Origin of the sequence: Streptomyces sp. NPDC048434 (genome assembly GCF_043200375.1) — a bacterium.
Classification (GTDB): Bacteria; Actinomycetota; Actinomycetes; order Streptomycetales; family Streptomycetaceae; genus Streptomyces.
The window spans coordinates 481,440-498,073 of the sequence record NZ_JBICXQ010000001.1 but is presented as its reverse complement, the minus strand read 5'-3'; the positions used below and the strand labels follow the sequence as shown (position 1 = coordinate 498,073).

Sequence of the window (16,634 nt, the reverse complement as noted above, 5' to 3'; positions counted from 1 at the left end):
GACCTCCCCGCCGCCCTCGACGTCCTCAACGGCGGCCTGGCCGCCTCCACCGTCCTGACCCGCAAGAAAGACAACTTCACCCACCGCGACTTCCGCCCCGGCTTCCGCATCGACCTCCACCACAAGGACATGGGCATCGTCACCGACGCCGCCCGCACCGTCGGCGCCGCCCTCCCCGTCGGCACCCTCGTCGCCTCCCTCGTCGCCGCCCTCCGCGCCCAGGGCGACGGCAACCTCGACCACTCCGCCCTCCTCCGCGGCGTCGAACGCCTCTCCGGACACCCCACCGAAAGCTGAGGCCATGGCGGCGCAGCGGATTCCCGCCGTACAGGCGGCCGTCCAGATCATGAAGGACGAGGGCGTGGATATCGCCTTCGGCTGCCCCGGGGCCGCCCTTCGCCCGCTGTACGCGGCGATGGCGGAGGCGGGCGGCATCGAGCGGTTGTCGGTGCGGCACGAAGAGACCGCCGCGTTCATGGCTGACGGCTGGGCCCGTACGACGGGGAGGACCGGTGTCGTCGCGGTCACCGCGGGACCGGGGGCGGCACGTCTGATCACCGGCCTGTATGCGGCGCGGCAGGACGCGGTCCCGCTGGTGTGCCTCACGGGCAGGGAGACGGCCGGCCCGAGCCGGCGGAGCGGCCCGCCCCACCAGGAGGTGCACCGCCCACCGGATCTCGTCCGGCTGGCGGGTCCGGTCACCAAGCGCGCCGAGCGCATCGAGGATCCGGCGCGGATTCCGGGGGCGTTCCGCGAGGCGTTCCGGATCGCGCGGGAGGGCCGTCCCGGCCCGGTCCTGATCGATGTCCCGGCGGATCTGGCCACGGTGGAGATCGCGTACGACGCCGGGCGCCGCCCCGGTTTCGACATCCAGCCCCCGCAGGCCGGAATGCCGCACGCCGGGACGGCGCAGGCCGGGTCCGCACCTGCCGGGTCCGTACGGCCGCCCGTCCCCTCGGACCGGGCCGGCCACACGGGCCCCGACGCCCTCCCGGCCTCCCGGGTCCTGGCGGAGGTCACCGCGGTCTTCGGTGCGCCGGGTCCTCCGGACGCCGCGTCGGACACCTACCTCGTCAGCAGCTCGGCGAGCGCCGCTGCCACCGCTCTTGCGGACGCTCCACGACGGCATCGGCTGCACGGCCGGGGCCGGCCTCCCGGCTGGGAGGTGCCGGCCGCGATCGGCGTCCGCAAGGCCCTGGACTCCCGGGGCGAGCGGACTGCGGAGGTCGTCGTGGTCATCGACGGCCACGGATTGCCGCTCCTGGCCGACGAGTTGGCGTCCGCGGTCCGGTACGAGGTGCCCTTCGTGCTGATCCTGTGCAGCCCCGGCCACGAAGACCACGGCGGGTACGAGGGCCACGGCGCCGACGACGAGCACGTCACGGACCACGTGAAGCTCGTGGAGGCGTACGGCTGCGCGGGCCGGGACGTCGTCGAGCCGGCGGAACTGCGCTCGGCGGTCGAGTGGGCACGTAAGGAAGCCGTCTCCACACGGCGGCCGGTCCTCGTGGAGGTCCGGGCCGAGCGGGCCGTCGCGGAACGGGCCCGGCCGCTTGCGGGACGCCTGTCCGGCGGCGCGGCCACCGATCCCGTGCACGAGTTCGCCCACCGGGCCTAGGGCCTGGAGCAGGTCCCCCCAGCTTCCGGGCGGCGGCTGCGCCGACACTTGTCCTGTCGCGCCCAGGCGTGGCCGCCGCCCGGAATCCCCCCGGATACCACCCAGCTTTGTTTCAACAAACTGTTGACGTTTGGTCGGAGCCCTTCTTACGCTCCGACATGCGGAAGCCAACTTCCGCGCTCTCGTACGGAAGGTCACCATGTCGAAGCCCACGCTGACGGCGCGCTTTCTCACTACGGAGGCTGGCGCCCCCGTCGCCGACAACCAGAACTCCGCCACCGCCGGCGCCGGCGGCCCGGTCGTCCTCCAGGACCAGCACCTGCTGGAGAAGCTCGCCCGCTTCAACCGCGAGCGCATCCCGGAGCGCGTCGTCCATGCCCGTGGCTCCGGCGCGTACGGCTACTTCGAGGTGACCGATGATGTCACCGGCTTCACCCGTGCCGACTTCCTCGGCACCGTCGGCAAGCGGACCGAGACCTTCATCCGCTTCTCGACCGTCGCCGACAACCTCGGCGGCCCGGACGCGGCCCGGGACCCGCGTGGCTTCGCCCTGAAGTTCTACACCGAAGAGGGCAACTACGACCTCGTCGGCAACAACACCCCGGTGTTCTTCATCAAGGACCCGATCAAGTTCCCCGACTTCATCCACTCCCAGAAGCGCGACCCCTTCACGGGCAAGCAGGAGCCGGACAACGTCTGGGACTTCTGGGCGCACGCCCCCGAGGCGACCCACCAGATCACCTGGCTCATGGGCGACCGCGGCATCCCGGCCTCCTACCGCCACATGAACGGCTACGGCTCGCACACCTACCAGTGGACGAACGCCGAGGGCGAGGCCTTCTTCGTCAAGTACCACTTCAAGACGAACCAGGGCATCCGCTGCCTGGACGCCGAGCAGGGCGCCGAGCTGTCCGGCAAGGAACCGAACAGCCACCAGACCGATCTGCTGCAGTCCGTCGAGCGGGGCGTCTACCCCTCCTGGACGCTGTACGTGCAGATCATGCCGGCGGCCGAGGCGGCCGACTACCGCTTCAACCCGTTCGACCTGACCAAGGTGTGGCCGCACCGCGACTACCCGCTGCAGCGGGTGGGCCGCCTGGTCCTGGACCGCAACCCCGACAACGTCTTCGCCGAGGTCGAGCAGTCGGCCTTCTCGCCGAACAACTTCGTGCCCGGCATCGGTCCGTCCCCGGACAAGATGCTCCAGGGCCGGCTGTTCGCGTACGCCGACGCACACCGTTACCGCCTGGGCGTCAACCACACCCAGCTGCCGGTGAACGCCCCCAAGGCGACCCGGGCCAACAACTACGGCCGGGACGGCCTGATGGCCACCAACGGCTACGACCGGCACGCCAAGAACTACGAGCCGAACTCCTACGGCGGCCCGGCCCAGACGAACGAGCCGCTCTCCGCCCCGCTGGCCGTCGCCGGCCACACCGGCACCCACGAGGCCCCGGCCCACACCAAGGACGACGACTTCTTCCAGGCCGGTGAGCTCTACCGCCTGATGTCCGAGGACGAGAAGAACCGTCTGGTGAACAACATCGCCGGTGGCCTCTCCCAGGTCAGCCGCGACGACGTGATCGAGAAGAATCTCGCTCACTTCCACGCCGCCGACCCGGACTACGGCAAGCGTGTCGAGGCCAAGGTCCGTGAGCTGCGCGAGGACTGACGGGAGGTCAGCATCCTTGCGCACCGTACCGGCCGGCCCTTTTGAGGGGTGGCCGGCCGGTACGGAGAGGTAGGGCGGGCTCCGCGGTACACGGGGAGAACCAGTGCGGTGGCCGTGCCCGCCCGACAGAAGGGCGGGCCTCTCCCCCACCACGGAGCCCGCCTCCTCCCCCACCCCACAGACTCCGTCCGGCGGCACGATGTCCTGTCGCGCCCGATTCTCGTGCTGCCGGACGGGAACCACAGCGGGCCCGGAATCCGTACGTCACGGATTCCGGGCCGAGTGTGCGCCGCACCTGCCGCACGGCCCTTGTGCGCACGGTGCGCTCCCTCCGTGCGCCGTGGCTCCCCTGCTGTTCTTCCCCACCTGCGCTTCTCCTCGCAAATCGCCCCCCTGCAGCCGACTTTGGAGAGACCATGGGGGCAGCAGCAGATCCGACCTGTCTGCCGCCCGACCTGCCAGGAGCCGACCATGGCCGACAGCGTGCCGGTGCGGTGCCCCACGTGCCGCCGCGAGAACGCCTTCACCCCGCCCACCTTCCCGTGCGCGTGCGGTGCCCCGCTGACCATGCCCGTGCTGCGTGGCGGGGTACCCGTCGAGATACTCCACCGCACCTGGCAGGCCTCCTGGGTGGAGGTGCGCTGCGAGGTCTGCGGACGGCAGGACGAATGGCCGGCGCCGGAGTCCGGCTGCGTCTGCGGCACGGTCGTACGGATCCCCGTCGCCCCCGCGCCCGTCCCACCGCCGCCGAACTTCCCCTCGTTCGGGCCGCCCGCACCGAAGCCCGCACCGCAGCCCGCCCCCGTCACTCCGCGCGCCGCCCTGCGGCCCGCGTTCCGCCCGGTGACGATCCGTACCGCCCGCGACTGTGTCACCGCCGCCCAGCAGTATCTGAAGTGGCTGGGCTACGCCGATGTCGCACGGACCCAGGAGCGCACCGCCTCCGGCGTGGACCTCCGCGGTACGGGTGTGGTCGCCCAGGTCGACCCGACCACCCACGCCACCAAGCTGCGCGAGATCGAATGCGTCTGGCTCAACGGCCTCAACAACTCGGCCATCGCGGTCTTCTTCTCGCTCGCCGGCTATGCCCGCGACGCCCGGTCCCGCGCCGACGAGCTGCACATCCCGCTGTTCGTCATGGACCTCACCGGCACCCCGCAGCCGGTCAACGACCCGGCGGACGAACTGATCAAGTACGGCGCATCCGGCGGGTGAACCGGCCGTCCACGGCTGCCGGCCGTGGCTCGCCCGGTTCCAGGCCAGTACGCCCATGAACCGTCCGAGGGCCGGCACCGGAACGTACCCCAGCGATCGATCATCTGCCGTACGGGCGCACGCAGTTGCTCGTCAAGTGACTCGTAAGGCCGGCTGCGCGGCCGCTCACCCGGCAGCATGGCCCCCATGAAGATCATCGTGATCGGAGCGACCGGCACCCTCAGCAGCGCCGTCGCCCGGCAACTGGAACAGCGGGGCCATGAGGTCGTCCGCGCCGCCCCGGCGGGCCCGGAAATCCGGTGGCCGCTTCCGGCGGAAACGGCGACACTGGCCCGGTGATCATCCGTCCGCCTTCCCTTGCCGACCTGCCTGCACTGCGCGCGGTCGAACGGGCCGCCGGTGAGCCGTTCCGCGGTCTGGGCATGACATCGGTCGCCGACGACGAGCCACCGTCGCTCGCCCAGCTGACGCGCTTTCAGCAGGCCGGCCGGGCACTGGCCGCGTACGGGGAAGCGGGGCAGGCGGAGGTGGAAGGCCGGCCGATCGGCCTTCTGCTGTGGGAGCCGGTGGACGGGTGCACCCACATCGAGCAGGTGTCGGTCCACCCGGAGCATGCCCACCACGGCATCGGCCGGGCCCTCATCGACCGGGCGGGGCGGGATGGCGGCCCGGTCGCGCTGACCCTGACCACCTTCGCCGAGGTGCCGTGGAACGCGCCGTATTACGCCCGGATCGGGTTCCGGGTGCTCGCCGATGCCGAATGCACACCGGGGCTGCGGGCGATCCGTGCCCAGGAGGCGGCCCTGGGGCTCGACCGCTGGCCGCGGGTCTGTATGCGCCGGGAGCCCGGCCGGCCGGGTTCCGGCCTGTGACCGTCGTGGAGGGTGACCTTCGCGCTGGGTGCGGCGTCCCGGTCCGGTCGGTGGGCAGGCGCGGCAGGGTGCGACCACCAGGCCGTCGCCGCGGAGAGCCGGCCGGCGGCCGTGGGCGGGCCGGTCGGCGTCACCTGACGACCGGTCAGGCGGCCCCCGCCCCTCCCCGGAGATAATGCGGGGATGATCGACGCGCCTACCCTTCGGACCGTCTGCCTGGACTTCAACGGTGTGACCCAGGAATGTCCCTTTCCGCGGCACCCGGACGTATCGACCTTCAAGGTCGGCGGCAAGATCTTCGCGCTGACGACGCTGACGGACACACCGCTCAGCGTGAGCCTCAAGTGCGAGCCCGAGCTGGCGGAGCGGCTGCGAGCGGCACACCCCGAGGTGGTGCCCGGCTATCACCTCAACAAGCGGCACTGGAACACCGTTTCACTGGACGGTGACCTTCCCGACCGGCTCGTCCTCGACATGATCGAGGACTCGTACGACCTCGTGGTCGCTTCGCTTCCCCGCGCCACGCGCCTGTTGCTCGACTGGCCCGGGGAGCGGCGGGACTGAACAGCCGCCCGGATGCGCCACCTCACGCGCCGGCCGACGACTCGCCCACACGGGGAGCGGCGGGGTCAGTTCTGGGCGGTGGGCCGGACGACGATCTCGCTCACGTCGACGCCGGCCGGCTGCTCGATCGCGAACGCGATGGCCCGGGCGATCGACTCGGGCGGGATCGCGATCCGGTCCCGGGTCTCCTTGATCTGCTCTCTGACCTGCTGATTCGTTGATGCCTCGGCGAAGTCGGTGTCCACTGGGCCGGGCGAGACGGTGGTCACCCGCAGGGAGTCGCCGGCTTCCTGGCGCAGGCCTTCGCAGAGGGCGCGGACCGCGAACTTCGTAGCGGCGTAGACCGCCATGGCCGGCACGATGCGAAAGGCGGCGGTGGAGGCCGTGGTGATGAAGTGGCCGGTGCCCTGCGCCCGGAAGACCGGCAGCGCGGCGCCGATTCCGTGCAGCACGCCTTTGAAGTTCACGTCGACCATCTGGTCCCACTCGTCGACGCGCAAATCGTCGAGGGGCGAGATCGTACCGACCCCGGCGTTGCTGACCAGCACGTCGAGCCGGCCGAATCGCTCACCGGCCAGCGCCACCAGGGCGTGCAGGTCGTCGCGCCGGGTCACATCCGTACGGATCTGCACGGCCGTGCCGCCCGCCTTCTCGATCCGGGCCACCAGATCCGCGAGGCGCTCGCTTCGGCGCGCCCCCAGGACGAGGCGGGCGCCTCGCTCGGCCAGCAGCAGCGCGGTCGCCTCTCCGATGCCGCTGCCGGCCCCCGTGATCGCCACGACCTTGCCGTCGATTCCCGACATGGTGTCTTCCTCTTCCCTCTCGTTTCCGGGTTCCGGCTCGTTTCCGGGATCCGGCTGGTCACCGGGCTCCGGCTCGTCACCGTTCCGGGCGCTCGCCCGGCCCCGTCCGGGCTCCGAAACACCGGAGCCGCCCGGTGCCGGGACGAGCCGTCCACAGACCCACCCTCGGTGAGTCCGTAACCCCGCTCGGGCACCAGTCTGCGGGGGCTTTAGCCTGGTATCCAGAGCGCGTTTATTCTGGAACCAGGGATGCCATCCACCATGCCGAAACAGCCGGATCAGCGCCGTGAGCTGAGTGCTTTCCTGCGCAGCCGCAGGGAGCGGATCACGCCCGAGCAGGTCGGCCTGCCACGAACCGGACGACGCCGGACGCCGGGACTCCGCCGGGAGGAACTCGCGCTGCTCGCCGGGATCAGCGCCACCTGGTACACGTACCTGGAGCAGGGCCGGGACATCCGTGCCTCGGACCAGGTGCTCGATGCCCTCGCCGCGGTGCTGCGGCTCGACCGGCACGAACGCGGACACCTCTTCCAGCTCGCCGGTCATGCGCCCGCGGCCGAGGCCGAGGAACCCGAGCCGCTCGCCGCCGAGGTGGCGGCCGTCCCGCTCCTGCTCCAGCCGAACCCGGCGTACATCATCGGCGGCACCTATGACGTGCTCAGCTACAACCAGGCAGCCGACGAGCTGTTTCCGCACCTCATCGCGGCGGCGGACCGGCCGGCGAACTTCGCCCGCTGGGTGTTCCTCGAACCTGTGGCCCGGGACGTTGTGGTCGACTGGGAGCCCGAGGCGCGCGGCCTGCTCGCCCGGCTGCGGACGCTGGCCGGGCACCACCCCGGCGACGCCCGCTACACCCGGCTGATCGACGAGCTGAAGGCGGGCAGCCCGGAGGTGTCCGCCTGGTGGCCGCGGTACGACGTGCAGGCGCGGCACGGCGGACGGAAACGGCTACGGTGCCCGGGACGCGGGGCGGTCGATTTCACGTACACCGCATTCCACCTCGCCGAACAGCCGGAGCGGACACTGGTGATCTACTCCGATGCAGGAGAGCCGGCCGGCTGAAGCAGGACCTGCAGGACCTGCAGGTGAGCGGAGCGGTTCGTGCTGCGCACTCGCCCACGACGCGTATTCCCCGCGGCACGGCGGGCGGGGACGTGCCCCGCTGACCGCCGGGCGCGGGTCATGGCGACACTCGCCCCAGTTCCTCCGCCAGCCGCTCCCGCAGCTCGATCTTGCGGACCTTGCCGCTGACGGTCATCGGGAAGGCGTCGAGGAGGTGGAGGTGGCGCGGCACCTTGTAGTGGGCGAGGCGGGAGCGGCAGTAGCGGGCCAACTCATCGCGGGTGAGCGGGTCTTCGGGGTCACGGAGGATGACGCAGGCGGCGATCTCCTCGCCGTACTTCTCGTCGGGGACGCCGACGACCTGGACATCGGCGATCTTGGGGTGGGAGTAGAGGAACTCCTCGATCTCGCGCGGGTAGACGTTCTCGCCGCCTCTGATGATCATGTCCTTGATGCGGCCGACGATCCGGACATAGCCGTCGTCGTTCATCACCGCGAGATCGCCGGTGTGCATCCACCGGGCGGCGTCGATGACCTCGGCGGTGCGCTCGGGGTCCTCCCAGTAGCCGAGCATCACGCTGTAGCCGCGGGTGCACAGCTCGCCGGGGGTGCCGCGGGGCACGGTCACCCCGCTCGCCGGGTCGACGACCTTCACCTCGATGTGCGGCAGCACCCGGCCGACGGTCCCGGTGCGGTGGGCGAGGTCGTCGTCGCGCCGGGTCTGGGTGGAGACCGGGGAGGTCTCGGTCATGCCGTAGCAGATGGAGACCTCGGCCATGTGCATCTCGGCGACCACCCGCTTCATCACCTCCTCCGGGCAGGGCGAGCCCGCCATGATGCCGGTGCGGAGGCAGGAGAGGTCGAAGCCGGCGAAGTCGGGGTGGTTGAGCTCGGCGATGAACATGGTGGGGACGCCGTAGAGGGAGGTGCAGCGCTCGTCCTGGACGGCCTGGAGGGTGGTGGCGGCATCAAACGCGGGGCCCGGGATGACGATGCAGGCGCCGTGCGAGGTGATGCCGAGGTTTCCCATGACCATGCCGAAGCAGTGGTAGAAGGGCACCGGCAGACACACCCGGTCCTGCTCGGTGTAGGCGACGGTCTCGCCGACCCAGTAGCCGTTGTTGAGGATGTTGTGGTGGGAGAGGGTGGCGCCCTTGGGGAAGCCGGTGGTGCCCGAGGTGTACTGGATGTTGACCGGGTCGTCGGCGGCCAGGGCCTTTTCCCCCTCGGCGAGTTCGGTGTGCGGGACGCTGGCGCCGGCCGCCAGCAGCCCGCCCCAGGTCGGGTCGCCGATGTAGACCACATCGCGCAGCGCCGGGCTCTCGGCGCGCACCTGCTCGATCATCCGGCGGTAGTCGCTGGTCTTGTGGTGGGTCGCGGAGACCAGGACGGTGATACCGGCCTGTCGCAGGACATACGCCAACTCGTGGACGCGGTAGGCCGGGTTGACGTTGACGAGGATGGCGCCGATCCGCGCGGTGGCGTACTGGACGAGGACCCATTCGGCGCAGTTGGGCGCCCAGATACCGACCCGGTCGCCCTTGCGGACGCCCTTGGCGAGCAGGCCGAGTGCCACCTCGTCGACCGCGCGGCCCAGTTCGGTGTAGGTCCAGCGGCGGCCGCTCGCCACCTCGACCAGCGCCTCACGGTCGCCGAACCGGGCGATGGCGCGGGCCAGATCGGTGCCGATGGTGTGGCCGAGCAGCGGCTGCTCGGCGGCCCCGCTGGCGTACGACAGTTCCTGGTGCGGCTGGCTCATCGGTGGTTCTCCTCCCGGTACTCGGCGCCGCCGTCGCCCTGCGCGGTGCGCTCACGCAGTTCGATACGGCGGATCTTGCCGGAGACGGTCTTCGGCAGTTCGGCGAACTCCAGCCGCCGGATGCGCTTGTAGGGGGCCAGGACCTCGCGGGAGTGCTCGAAGATCAGCTTCGCGGTCTCCGGGCCGGGCAACCACCCGGCCGCCAGCACGACATACGCCTTGGGCACCGACAGCCGCAGCGGGTCCGGGGCCGGCACCACGGCGGCCTCGGCGACCGCCTCGTGCTCCAGCAGGGCGCTCTCCAGCTCGAACGGCGAGATCTTGTAGTCGGAGGCCTTGAAGACGTCGTCGGCGCGCCCAACGTAGGTGAGCCGGCCCTCGCTGTCGCGGGAGCCGATGTCGCCGGTGCGGTAGTAGCCGTCGGCCATCGCCTCCGCGGTGCGTGCCGGGTCGCCGTGGTAGCCGGTCATCAGGCCGACCGGCCGGGCGGAGAGGTCGAGGGCGATCTCTCCCTCGTCGGCCGGTGCGCCGCTGACCGGGTCGAGCAGGACGACGTCGAAGCCGGGGGTGGGCCGGCCCATGGAGCCCGGTTTGACGGTCTGGCCCGGGGTGTTCGCCACCTGGACGGCGGTCTCGGTCTGTCCGAAGCCGTCGCGGATCGTCACGCCCCAGGCCTGCCGCACCTGCTCGATGATCTCCGGGTTCAGCGGTTCGCCGGCGGCGACGATCTCCCGCGGCGGGGTGCGCAGCGCCGTCAGATCGGCCTGGATGAGCATCCGCCAGACGGTGGGCGGGGCGCAGAAGCTGGTGACGTGGGCCCGGTCCATCTCGGCCATCAGCCGGGCCGCGTCGAAGCGGGTGTAGTTGTGGATGAAGACGGTGGCCTCGGCGTTCCAGGGCGCGAAGAGATTGGACCAGGCGTGCTTGGCCCATCCGGGCGAGGAGATGTTCAGATGCACATCGCCGGGCCGCAGGCCGATCCAGTACATCGTCGCGAGATGACCGATGGGGTAGGACGCGTGGGTGTGCTCGACGAGCTTGGGGCGGGCGGTGGTGCCGGAGGTGAAGTAGAGCATCAGGGCGTCGTCGGCCCGGGTGGGACCGTCCGGCTCATAGCTGTCGGGACAGTCGTACGCCTCTTCGTAGGCCAGCCAGCCGTCCACCGCGCCGCCGACCGCGATCCGGTGGTAGTCGCCCGGTACGGCGGCGAACTTGTCGGTGTCCGCGGCGCGCACGATGACATGGCGGGCCCGGCCGCGGTCGATCCGGTCGTGGAGATCGGCCGCGCCCAGCAGGGGTGTCGCGGGGATGACGACGGCGCGCAGCTTCATCGCGGCCAGCGCGGTCTCCCACAGTTCCGCCTGGTTGCCGAGCATCACGACGATGCGGTCGCCGGCCCGTACCCCTTTGGCGGACAGCCAGTTGGCGGCCTGGTCGGAGCGGCGGCGCAGCTCCTCGAAGCTCAGCACGGTCTCGCCGCCGTCCTCCTCGACGATGTGCAGCGCGGTGCGGCCGTTGTCGCGGGCGATGACGTCGAACCAGTCCAGCGCCCAGTTGAAGTGGTCGGGGCGGGGCCAGCGGAAGCCCGCACGGGCCGCTTCATAGTCCTCCCGGTGCCGCAGCAGGAAATCCCGCGCCGCCCGGAACGCCTTGGTGGCGGCCGGTGCGCGACCCGTCGCAGCGTTTTCCGTGTCCGTCATGTGTCCTCCTCATTGCCGCACCGCTCCCTGCCATCGTGTAATCAGTGGCGCAGGTCTCACCACCCCCGAACGGGGGGAAGCGGAGGTATCGGCGTGCAGCGCGAGTCGGCGGCGAACGATTCGGTGGACGTACGGACGGCGCTGTCGCGGCTACGGCGGGCCAGCGGGCTGCCGGTGGCGTTCGGCGGTCTGCTGGCCGGCACGGGGCGCTATCGCATCAATGAGCTGGCCGGTACGGAGACCGCGGTGCTGCACGGCCTGGACATTCTGCAGGGCAACGGGCTGGGCGGGAAGGCCGTGGCACTGTCCCGGCCGTTCGCGGTGACCGACTACAGCGTCTCGTCGGTGATCAGCCATGAATACGACGCGGCGGTGGCCGCGGAGGGGCTGCGGTCGGTGCTCGCGGTACCGGTGATCGTCCGGCGCCGGGTGCGGGGGGTGCTGTACGGGGCGCTGCGCCGGCCGGTGCGGCTCGGCGACCGGCCGCTGTCGGCGGCCGTGGAGGCGGCGCGGGAGCTGGAGCAGGCGCTCGTGCTGCAGGACGAGGCGGCGCGGCTGCTGTCGGAGGTCCTCCCCCATGCCTTGCGGACACGGGAGGCGCCCCCCTCGTCGGCGGCCGCCGATCCGGCGAGGTGGGAGGAGGTACGGGAGGCGCACGGTGAGCTGCGCGCGCTGGCCCAGCGGGTCGGCGACCCGCTGCTGCGGCAGGAGTTGCTGGGGGCGTGCGGCCGGCTCGCGGCGGCCTCGTCGAGGCGGCCCGACGCGGACGGTGCGGGCCCGGTGCTGTCGCCGCGCGAGGTGGACGTACTGGCCTGTGTGGCGTCGGGCGCGACGAATGCGGTGGTGGCGCGGCGGCTGGGGCTGCGCCCGGAGACGGTCAAGAGCTATCTCCGGTCCTGTATGCGGAAGCTGGGGGCGCACACCCGGCTGCAGGCGGTGATCGCGGCCCGGCGGGCCGGGGCGCTCCCGTGAGGGGAGCTCCCGTGGGGCGACTCCCCTACGGCGACTCCCGTCAGGGGACTCCCGTACGGCGACTCCCCTACGGCGACTCCCGTACGGCGACTCCCGTAAGGCGAGGCGTGGGCCGGTCCTCCCCCGTGAAGACCGGCCCGCCGCTCGTCGGCTACTTGTCGGCGGTCAGCGTGCCCGCCGCGCCCCAGCTGTCGGTGGGGACTTCCTGGATCCAGACCTGCACGGTCTCGGCGGGAATCCGGTACGCGTCGACGAACGCGTCGGTGATCTGCCGGACCAGTTCCCGCTTCAGCTCGACGCTGCGCGGACCCTGCTGGACGGTGACGATCGGCATGACGTAACTCCCTTGTCATCTACGGCCGTTGGGAAGTGGGACACAGGGACTCCCCGTGTTCCGCGGCCTGCGGTGCGCCCGGGTTACCCCCGGTTTCCGGTGGTTGGCCGGCGTGTCCTCAGTCCATCGCGAACGGGCCGAGCGACCAAGAAGCGGATCGCGCACACAGCGATCAACGATCGAGATCGGACGCCGCGCCGTCGTCCGTCACCGCACAGGCCCGCAGCAGCAAATCCAGTCCGGCCGGCGAGTCGGTACGGCGCACCGCGACCGAGGTGGTGAGTTCCATGCCCGGGTCGCGGAACGGCAGGAAGGCGACTCTGGGGGTGCTCAGCCGGGCGGCGTGCGAGGCGTAGACGACGGTCCACAGCCCGTCCGTCGCACCGGCGGCGCCGATCGCCGTCAGGGTGTCGTCCAGCGAGCCGTAGGCGGGCCCGGTGACGGGGGTGAAGCCGGCGCCGTGGCAGGCGTCGACGACCAGATCGACCAGGGCGCGGTTGTGGCGTCGCGCGGTCAATACCAACGGGACGGGAGCGAGTTCGGCGAGCGCGACGGTGTCCCGCGAGGCGGCCAGCGGGTGGCGGGCCGGGACGACCGCCACCAGCGGGTCCTGCCACAGCGGAACGAAGCGCAGGCCGTCCCGCTGTCCGTCGTGCGGCTCACCGCGGAGGAACGCGGCAGCCAGCTCGCCGGACGCCACCCGGTCGAGCCGCTCCCGGGCCCGCGCCGCCACCAGCTCCACCCGGATCTTCGGGGCGAGATCTGCCAGCGCCTCCAGCACGCGGTCCAGATGGGCGCCCAGGCCCGTACTGGTCCCCACGCGCAGGGTGGCGGCCCGGACCTCGGCGAACTCGGCGACGACGGCGCGGGCGCGCTGCTCGGCGGCGAGCAGTGCCCGCGCCTCCGGCAGAAACCGCTCGCCGACGGCGGTCAGCCGCACCTGGCGCGCCGAACGGTCGAACAGCTCGGTCTGCAACTCCCGCTCCAGCCGTCTGATCTGCTGGCTCACCGCCGACTGCACGATGTGCAGCTTCTCGGCAGCCCGCCCGAAGTGCAGCTCCTGCGCGACCATGACGAAGTACCGCACCTGCCGCAGCTCCACGCCTCCCCCTTTCCGGCCCGCTCCTGCTGAGCCGGCCCGCCCCCACCCGGTCCGGCACTCCCCCGCCCGGTCAATTCCGTTGCCGTACGCCCCACGGCCCGGACATCATCACCCCATGATCGACGCCACCGCCCTCTCCGAGAAGCCGGTGCTCACAGGCGCCCGGATCCGCCTCGCACCGCTGTCGTCACGGCATGCGGCCGCCTTCCACACCGCCGCCGTGGACCCGGAGACCCGCCGGCTGACCGGCACCCATCATGACTTCACGCTGGAGGAGATGCAGGCGTGGTGCGCCGGCAGTGCCGACCGCGCGGACCGGCTGGACCTCGCCATCGAGGACCGGGAAACCGGCGGCTTCCTGGGCGAACTCGCCCTGAGCGGGATCGATCCGCCGAACGCCCACGGGAGCTTCCGGATCGCCCTCACCCCGGACGCCACCGGCCGCGGCATCGGCAGCGAGGCGATCCGGCTGCTTCTCGACTACGCCTTCGACCGGGTGGGGCTGCACCGCGTCCAGCTGGAGGTCTTCGACTACAACCCGCGCGCCCGGCGTACGTACGAGAAGTGCGGCTTCGAAGTGGAAGGCCGGATGCGTGAGGCTCTCTTCTGGGACGGCGCGTGGCATGACGTGTTCGTGATGGCGGCGCTGCGGCCGCGGCGGTCCGGGGGAACGGGCTGAGGGGCGGGGGCGCGGGCTGCGGCGGCCGGGGCGGGCACCCCGGCCCGACCGCGCCCGTCGCTCAGTGGTTCTCCCCGGTGAAGGGCAGCCACTCGGTCTGCAGGGCGGCGTCCAGGCGGCGGACCGCGCCCGGGGTGTGTTCGGTGGCCAGACCGGCGTGAACGAAGTGCCGCAGGGGGGTGCCACCGAGGTAGCAGGAGCCCAACTCCCTTACGTCCAGGGAGATATCGGGAGCCTCGTCGACGGGTTCCCAGGTGGCGCCGCCGGGCCCCGCGGTCAGCCGGAAGCGGCCCGCGTTGGCGGGCAGGCCGGTGTCGCGCAGATCGAGGACGAGGTCGACGGGGGCCGCCCAGGAGCGGGCGGTCAGCGCGGCGTCGACGTCCACCAGCCGGAGCCACAGGTTGGGCTCCTGCCCGGTGACGCGTACCTGGTCACGGTCGGCGGCGAGGTACAGGAGAGGGTCGTCGGCGGGGCGGCCCTGGACCCGCACGACCGAGGTGAGGTCGATCGAGGCGAGGTAGGACCACAGGGCGGCGGCGGCCGGTGCGGACTCCGCCTCCAGTTCGCCGACGAAGACCGCTCCGGTGCGGCCCTCCCCCGGGCCGCGGGTGCGGTAGACCGCATAGCCGCCGGGCTCCTCACCGGGGGCGCCGAGCACCACGACACGCGCCGCTCCGAACCCGTCCTGACCGGCGTTCATCCGGGCGCCGTTGAGGTCCAGCGCCCCGGCGCGCCACCAGCTCGCGTCGCGGGTGAAGCGGCCGGCGCGCTGCGGCAGGGTCGCGTCGTAGCGCGGTGCGAGGACCGCGGGTGCCTCGGCCGGGTCGATCAGCCGCAGCGGACGGCTGTCGGGGGCGAGGCGCAGGGCGAGCGGGCGGGACGTGTCGATCTCGATGCCGTACAACTCGGTGGCGGCGCCGAAGCCGTAGCGTCCGTAGATGGCGCTCTCGGACGCCCAGAGGCAGGCCAGTGGCCGCCCGTCGGCGGCACAGCGGCGCCAGAGCCCGTCCATCATCGAGGTGAGGACGCCACGGCGCCGGTGGGTGGGCAGCACGGTGACGAAGTCCACCGCGGCACAAGGAAGTCGGCCACCCGGTACGGAGAGGGTGCGGCGGTGCGCCCCGGCCAGTCCGGCCAGCTGTGCGCCGTCGTACGCACCGACCCGGAGGCCGGCCCGCAGCAGATCCCCGTGGAAACTCCGGGTCTTGTCGCCGGGCTGCAGATGGAAGACGGAGTAGCACATGTCCAGGGCCTGGTCGCAGTCGGCCGCGGGGAGATCCCGGATGTTCACGGTGGCGCGGGCGGCGTCGTCAGTGGTCACCCCGGGACGCTAACTCGGTGCGTCGGGACCTTCATCCCGTTTTCCGGTCCGGCCCGGTCCGTTACCGCTGCTCACCGCCGGGTTGCGTGGCCGGCGGTCCGGGCGGTGCGCCGGTGCCGTACCGGTGGGCGGCCGGCTCCCCGGGGAATCGAGGACCAGCTCCGTCAGGCAGGCGAGGTACAGGGCGATGGCCTCCGCCCGGCAGCCGCGGCACCCGCAGCGCCGGGTTCCTCGTCGAGGACCAGTGGTCGCTGGACCCGTCGTTGTTCGTCGACCGGCTGGCGGCGCGGCTGCGCGCGAAGGGCGTACGCGTCGTGGAGGGCGCCCGGGTCACGGACGTCGAGGAGTACCCCGGCGGCGTGGCGGTGCACACCACGGCGGGCAGCCACCACGCGGACCGCACGGTGATCGCGGCCGGTGTCCGCTCCCGCGAGCTGCTGCGCGGCCTGGGCACCGCGGTCACGCTGTTCCCCGGCAAGGGCTACAGCTTCTCCGTACGGACCGAGCGGCCGCTGCGGCGGCTGGTGCACCTCGGCTCCGCACATGTCGTCCTGACACCGTTGCGAGACCGGGTGCGGGTTGCCGGGACGATGGAGTTCGACTCCGCCCACGACCGGTTCCGGGCCGGCCGGGTGCGGGCCATCGCGGCGGCCGCGGGCCCGTATCTGCCTGAGGTGGACTGGTCGGCGCGGCAGGAGGAGTGGGTCGGCTCGCGCCCCATGACGCCCGACGGGCTGCCGCTGATCGGTCCGGTCCCCGGCACCGCCCGGGTGCTCGCCGCCTGTGGTCACAACATGCTGGGGCTGATGCTGGCGCCGGCCACCGAGGCGCTGGTGACCACGCTGGTTCAGGGAGACGGAGCCCCCGAGGCCGCCACGCCGTTTGCGCCGGCGCGGCTGGCCCGCAGGCACGGGCCGTTCCGCCGCCGTACGCCGTCGGCCCGGCGGTCTGGCGGTCTGGC

16 protein-coding genes and 1 pseudogene are annotated in these 16,634 nt (G+C 72.1%); 11 read left to right on the top strand and 6 right to left on the bottom strand.

Annotated features, from left to right (window positions below):
• The 7 genes from ACGFWI_RS02255 to ACGFWI_RS02225 form a co-directional block, all read left to right on the top strand.
• A partial coding sequence (locus ACGFWI_RS02255; protein ID WP_393903983.1) for an NAD-binding protein occupies window positions 1-297 on the top strand: 297 nt, incomplete at its 5' end.
• A 4-nt stretch (window positions 298-301) separates the two neighbouring features.
• Window positions 302-1,618, top strand: coding sequence for a thiamine pyrophosphate-binding protein (locus ACGFWI_RS02250; RefSeq protein WP_393903982.1), 1,317 nt, complete (start codon window positions 302-304; stop codon window positions 1,616-1,618).
• 214 nt (window positions 1,619-1,832) lie between these two features.
• Window positions 1,833-3,290, top strand: coding sequence for a catalase (locus ACGFWI_RS02245; RefSeq protein ID WP_393904005.1), 1,458 nt, complete (start codon window positions 1,833-1,835; stop codon window positions 3,288-3,290).
• 471 nt (window positions 3,291-3,761) lie between these two features.
• Window positions 3,762-4,505: a hypothetical protein gene (locus tag ACGFWI_RS02240; RefSeq protein ID WP_393903981.1), complete on the top strand. Its 744-nt coding sequence runs from the start codon at window positions 3,762-3,764 to the stop codon at window positions 4,503-4,505.
• 186 nt (window positions 4,506-4,691) lie between these two features.
• Window positions 4,692-4,844, top strand: a complete 153-nt coding sequence (locus tag ACGFWI_RS02235; RefSeq protein WP_393903980.1) for a hypothetical protein — start codon at window positions 4,692-4,694, stop codon at window positions 4,842-4,844.
• Window positions 4,841-5,377, top strand: coding sequence for a GNAT family N-acetyltransferase (locus tag ACGFWI_RS02230; protein WP_393903979.1), 537 nt, complete (start codon window positions 4,841-4,843; stop codon window positions 5,375-5,377). Before ACGFWI_RS02235 ends, ACGFWI_RS02230 begins: the two co-directional genes overlap by 4 nt.
• Window positions 5,378-5,560: 183 nt before the next feature.
• Window positions 5,561-5,941 (top strand): MmcQ/YjbR family DNA-binding protein, encoded by a 381-nt coding sequence (locus ACGFWI_RS02225; protein ID WP_393903978.1) that lies wholly within the window; start codon window positions 5,561-5,563, stop codon window positions 5,939-5,941.
• 65 nt (window positions 5,942-6,006) lie between these two features.
• Here ACGFWI_RS02225 and ACGFWI_RS02220 read toward each other — a convergent pair whose 3' ends face one another.
• Complete coding sequence (locus ACGFWI_RS02220) at window positions 6,007-6,744, bottom strand: SDR family oxidoreductase (RefSeq protein WP_393903977.1); 738 nt, start codon at window positions 6,742-6,744, stop codon at window positions 6,007-6,009.
• 261 nt (window positions 6,745-7,005) lie between these two features.
• Here ACGFWI_RS02220 and ACGFWI_RS02215 point away from each other — a divergent pair, with 261 nt between their 5' ends.
• Window positions 7,006-7,806 carry a helix-turn-helix transcriptional regulator gene (locus ACGFWI_RS02215; protein WP_393903976.1) on the top strand — a complete coding sequence of 267 codons (801 nt, stop codon included), beginning with the start codon at window positions 7,006-7,008 and terminating at the stop codon, window positions 7,804-7,806.
• 118 nt (window positions 7,807-7,924) lie between these two features.
• Here ACGFWI_RS02215 and ACGFWI_RS02210 read toward each other — a convergent pair whose 3' ends face one another.
• Both ACGFWI_RS02210 and ACGFWI_RS02205 read right to left on the bottom strand, forming a co-directional pair.
• Window positions 7,925-9,565 (bottom strand): AMP-binding protein, encoded by a 1,641-nt coding sequence (locus ACGFWI_RS02210; protein WP_393903975.1) that lies wholly within the window; start codon window positions 9,563-9,565, stop codon window positions 7,925-7,927.
• Window positions 9,562-11,265, bottom strand: coding sequence for an AMP-binding protein (locus tag ACGFWI_RS02205; protein WP_393903974.1), 1,704 nt, complete (start codon window positions 11,263-11,265; stop codon window positions 9,562-9,564). The genes ACGFWI_RS02210 and ACGFWI_RS02205 overlap by 4 nt, the downstream gene beginning before the upstream one ends.
• 93 nt (window positions 11,266-11,358) lie before the next feature.
• Here ACGFWI_RS02205 and ACGFWI_RS02200 point away from each other — a divergent pair, with 93 nt between their 5' ends.
• Window positions 11,359-12,237 carry a response regulator transcription factor gene (locus ACGFWI_RS02200; RefSeq protein WP_393903973.1) on the top strand — a complete coding sequence of 293 codons (879 nt, stop codon included), beginning with the start codon at window positions 11,359-11,361 and terminating at the stop codon, window positions 12,235-12,237.
• 151 nt (window positions 12,238-12,388) lie between these two features.
• Here ACGFWI_RS02200 and dmpI read toward each other — a convergent pair whose 3' ends face one another.
• Together dmpI and ACGFWI_RS02190 are read right to left on the bottom strand one after the other, a co-directional pair.
• A complete protein-coding gene (gene dmpI / locus ACGFWI_RS02195; RefSeq protein ID WP_246296523.1) occupies window positions 12,389-12,571 on the bottom strand; it encodes a 4-oxalocrotonate tautomerase DmpI in 183 nt (60 codons plus the stop codon).
• Between the two features lie 172 nt (window positions 12,572-12,743).
• Complete coding sequence (locus ACGFWI_RS02190) at window positions 12,744-13,673, bottom strand: LysR substrate-binding domain-containing protein (RefSeq protein WP_393903972.1); 930 nt, start codon at window positions 13,671-13,673, stop codon at window positions 12,744-12,746.
• A gap of 115 nt (window positions 13,674-13,788) precedes the next feature.
• On the opposite strand from ACGFWI_RS02190, the gene ACGFWI_RS02185 reads away from it, so the two are divergent.
• On the top strand, window positions 13,789-14,352 hold the full coding sequence (locus tag ACGFWI_RS02185) for a GNAT family N-acetyltransferase (RefSeq protein ID WP_393903971.1): 564 nt from the start codon (window positions 13,789-13,791) through the stop codon (window positions 14,350-14,352).
• Between the two features lie 61 nt (window positions 14,353-14,413).
• On the opposite strand, the gene ACGFWI_RS02180 is transcribed toward ACGFWI_RS02185, so the two are convergent.
• Window positions 14,414-15,673 carry a GNAT family N-acetyltransferase gene (locus ACGFWI_RS02180; protein WP_393903970.1) on the bottom strand — a complete coding sequence of 420 codons (1,260 nt, stop codon included), beginning with the start codon at window positions 15,671-15,673 and terminating at the stop codon, window positions 14,414-14,416.
• A gap of 17 nt (window positions 15,674-15,690) precedes the next feature.
• Here ACGFWI_RS02180 and ACGFWI_RS02175 point away from each other — a divergent pair.
• Window positions 15,691-16,485 (top strand): annotated as a pseudogene (locus ACGFWI_RS02175) (NAD(P)/FAD-dependent oxidoreductase); the annotation flags it as partial.
• Window positions 16,486-16,634 lie beyond the last annotated feature (149 nt).

What these genes read in the sequence shown, in the direction of transcription:
- ACGFWI_RS02250 (WP_393903982.1), top strand. Translation starts at nt 302, where the DNA reads ATGGCGGCGCAGCGGATTCCCGCCGTACAGGCGGCCGTCCAGATCATG.
- ACGFWI_RS02240 (WP_393903981.1), top strand. Translation starts at nt 3,762, where the DNA reads ATGGCCGACAGCGTGCCGGTGCGGTGCCCCACGTGCCGCCGCGAGAAC.
- ACGFWI_RS02235 (WP_393903980.1), top strand. Translation starts at nt 4,692, where the DNA reads ATGAAGATCATCGTGATCGGAGCGACCGGCACCCTCAGCAGCGCCGTC.
- ACGFWI_RS02225 (WP_393903978.1), top strand. Translation starts at nt 5,561, where the DNA reads ATGATCGACGCGCCTACCCTTCGGACCGTCTGCCTGGACTTCAACGGT.
- ACGFWI_RS02220 (WP_393903977.1), bottom strand. Translation starts at nt 6,744, where the DNA reads ATGTCGGGAATCGACGGCAAGGTCGTGGCGATCACGGGGGCCGGCAGC.
- ACGFWI_RS02215 (WP_393903976.1), top strand. Translation starts at nt 7,006, where the DNA reads ATGCCGAAACAGCCGGATCAGCGCCGTGAGCTGAGTGCTTTCCTGCGC.
- ACGFWI_RS02210 (WP_393903975.1), bottom strand. Translation starts at nt 9,565, where the DNA reads ATGAGCCAGCCGCACCAGGAACTGTCGTACGCCAGCGGGGCCGCCGAG.
- ACGFWI_RS02205 (WP_393903974.1), bottom strand. Translation starts at nt 11,265, where the DNA reads ATGACGGACACGGAAAACGCTGCGACGGGTCGCGCACCGGCCGCCACC.
- dmpI (WP_246296523.1), bottom strand. Translation starts at nt 12,571, where the DNA reads ATGCCGATCGTCACCGTCCAGCAGGGTCCGCGCAGCGTCGAGCTGAAG.
- ACGFWI_RS02185 (WP_393903971.1), top strand. Translation starts at nt 13,789, where the DNA reads ATGATCGACGCCACCGCCCTCTCCGAGAAGCCGGTGCTCACAGGCGCC.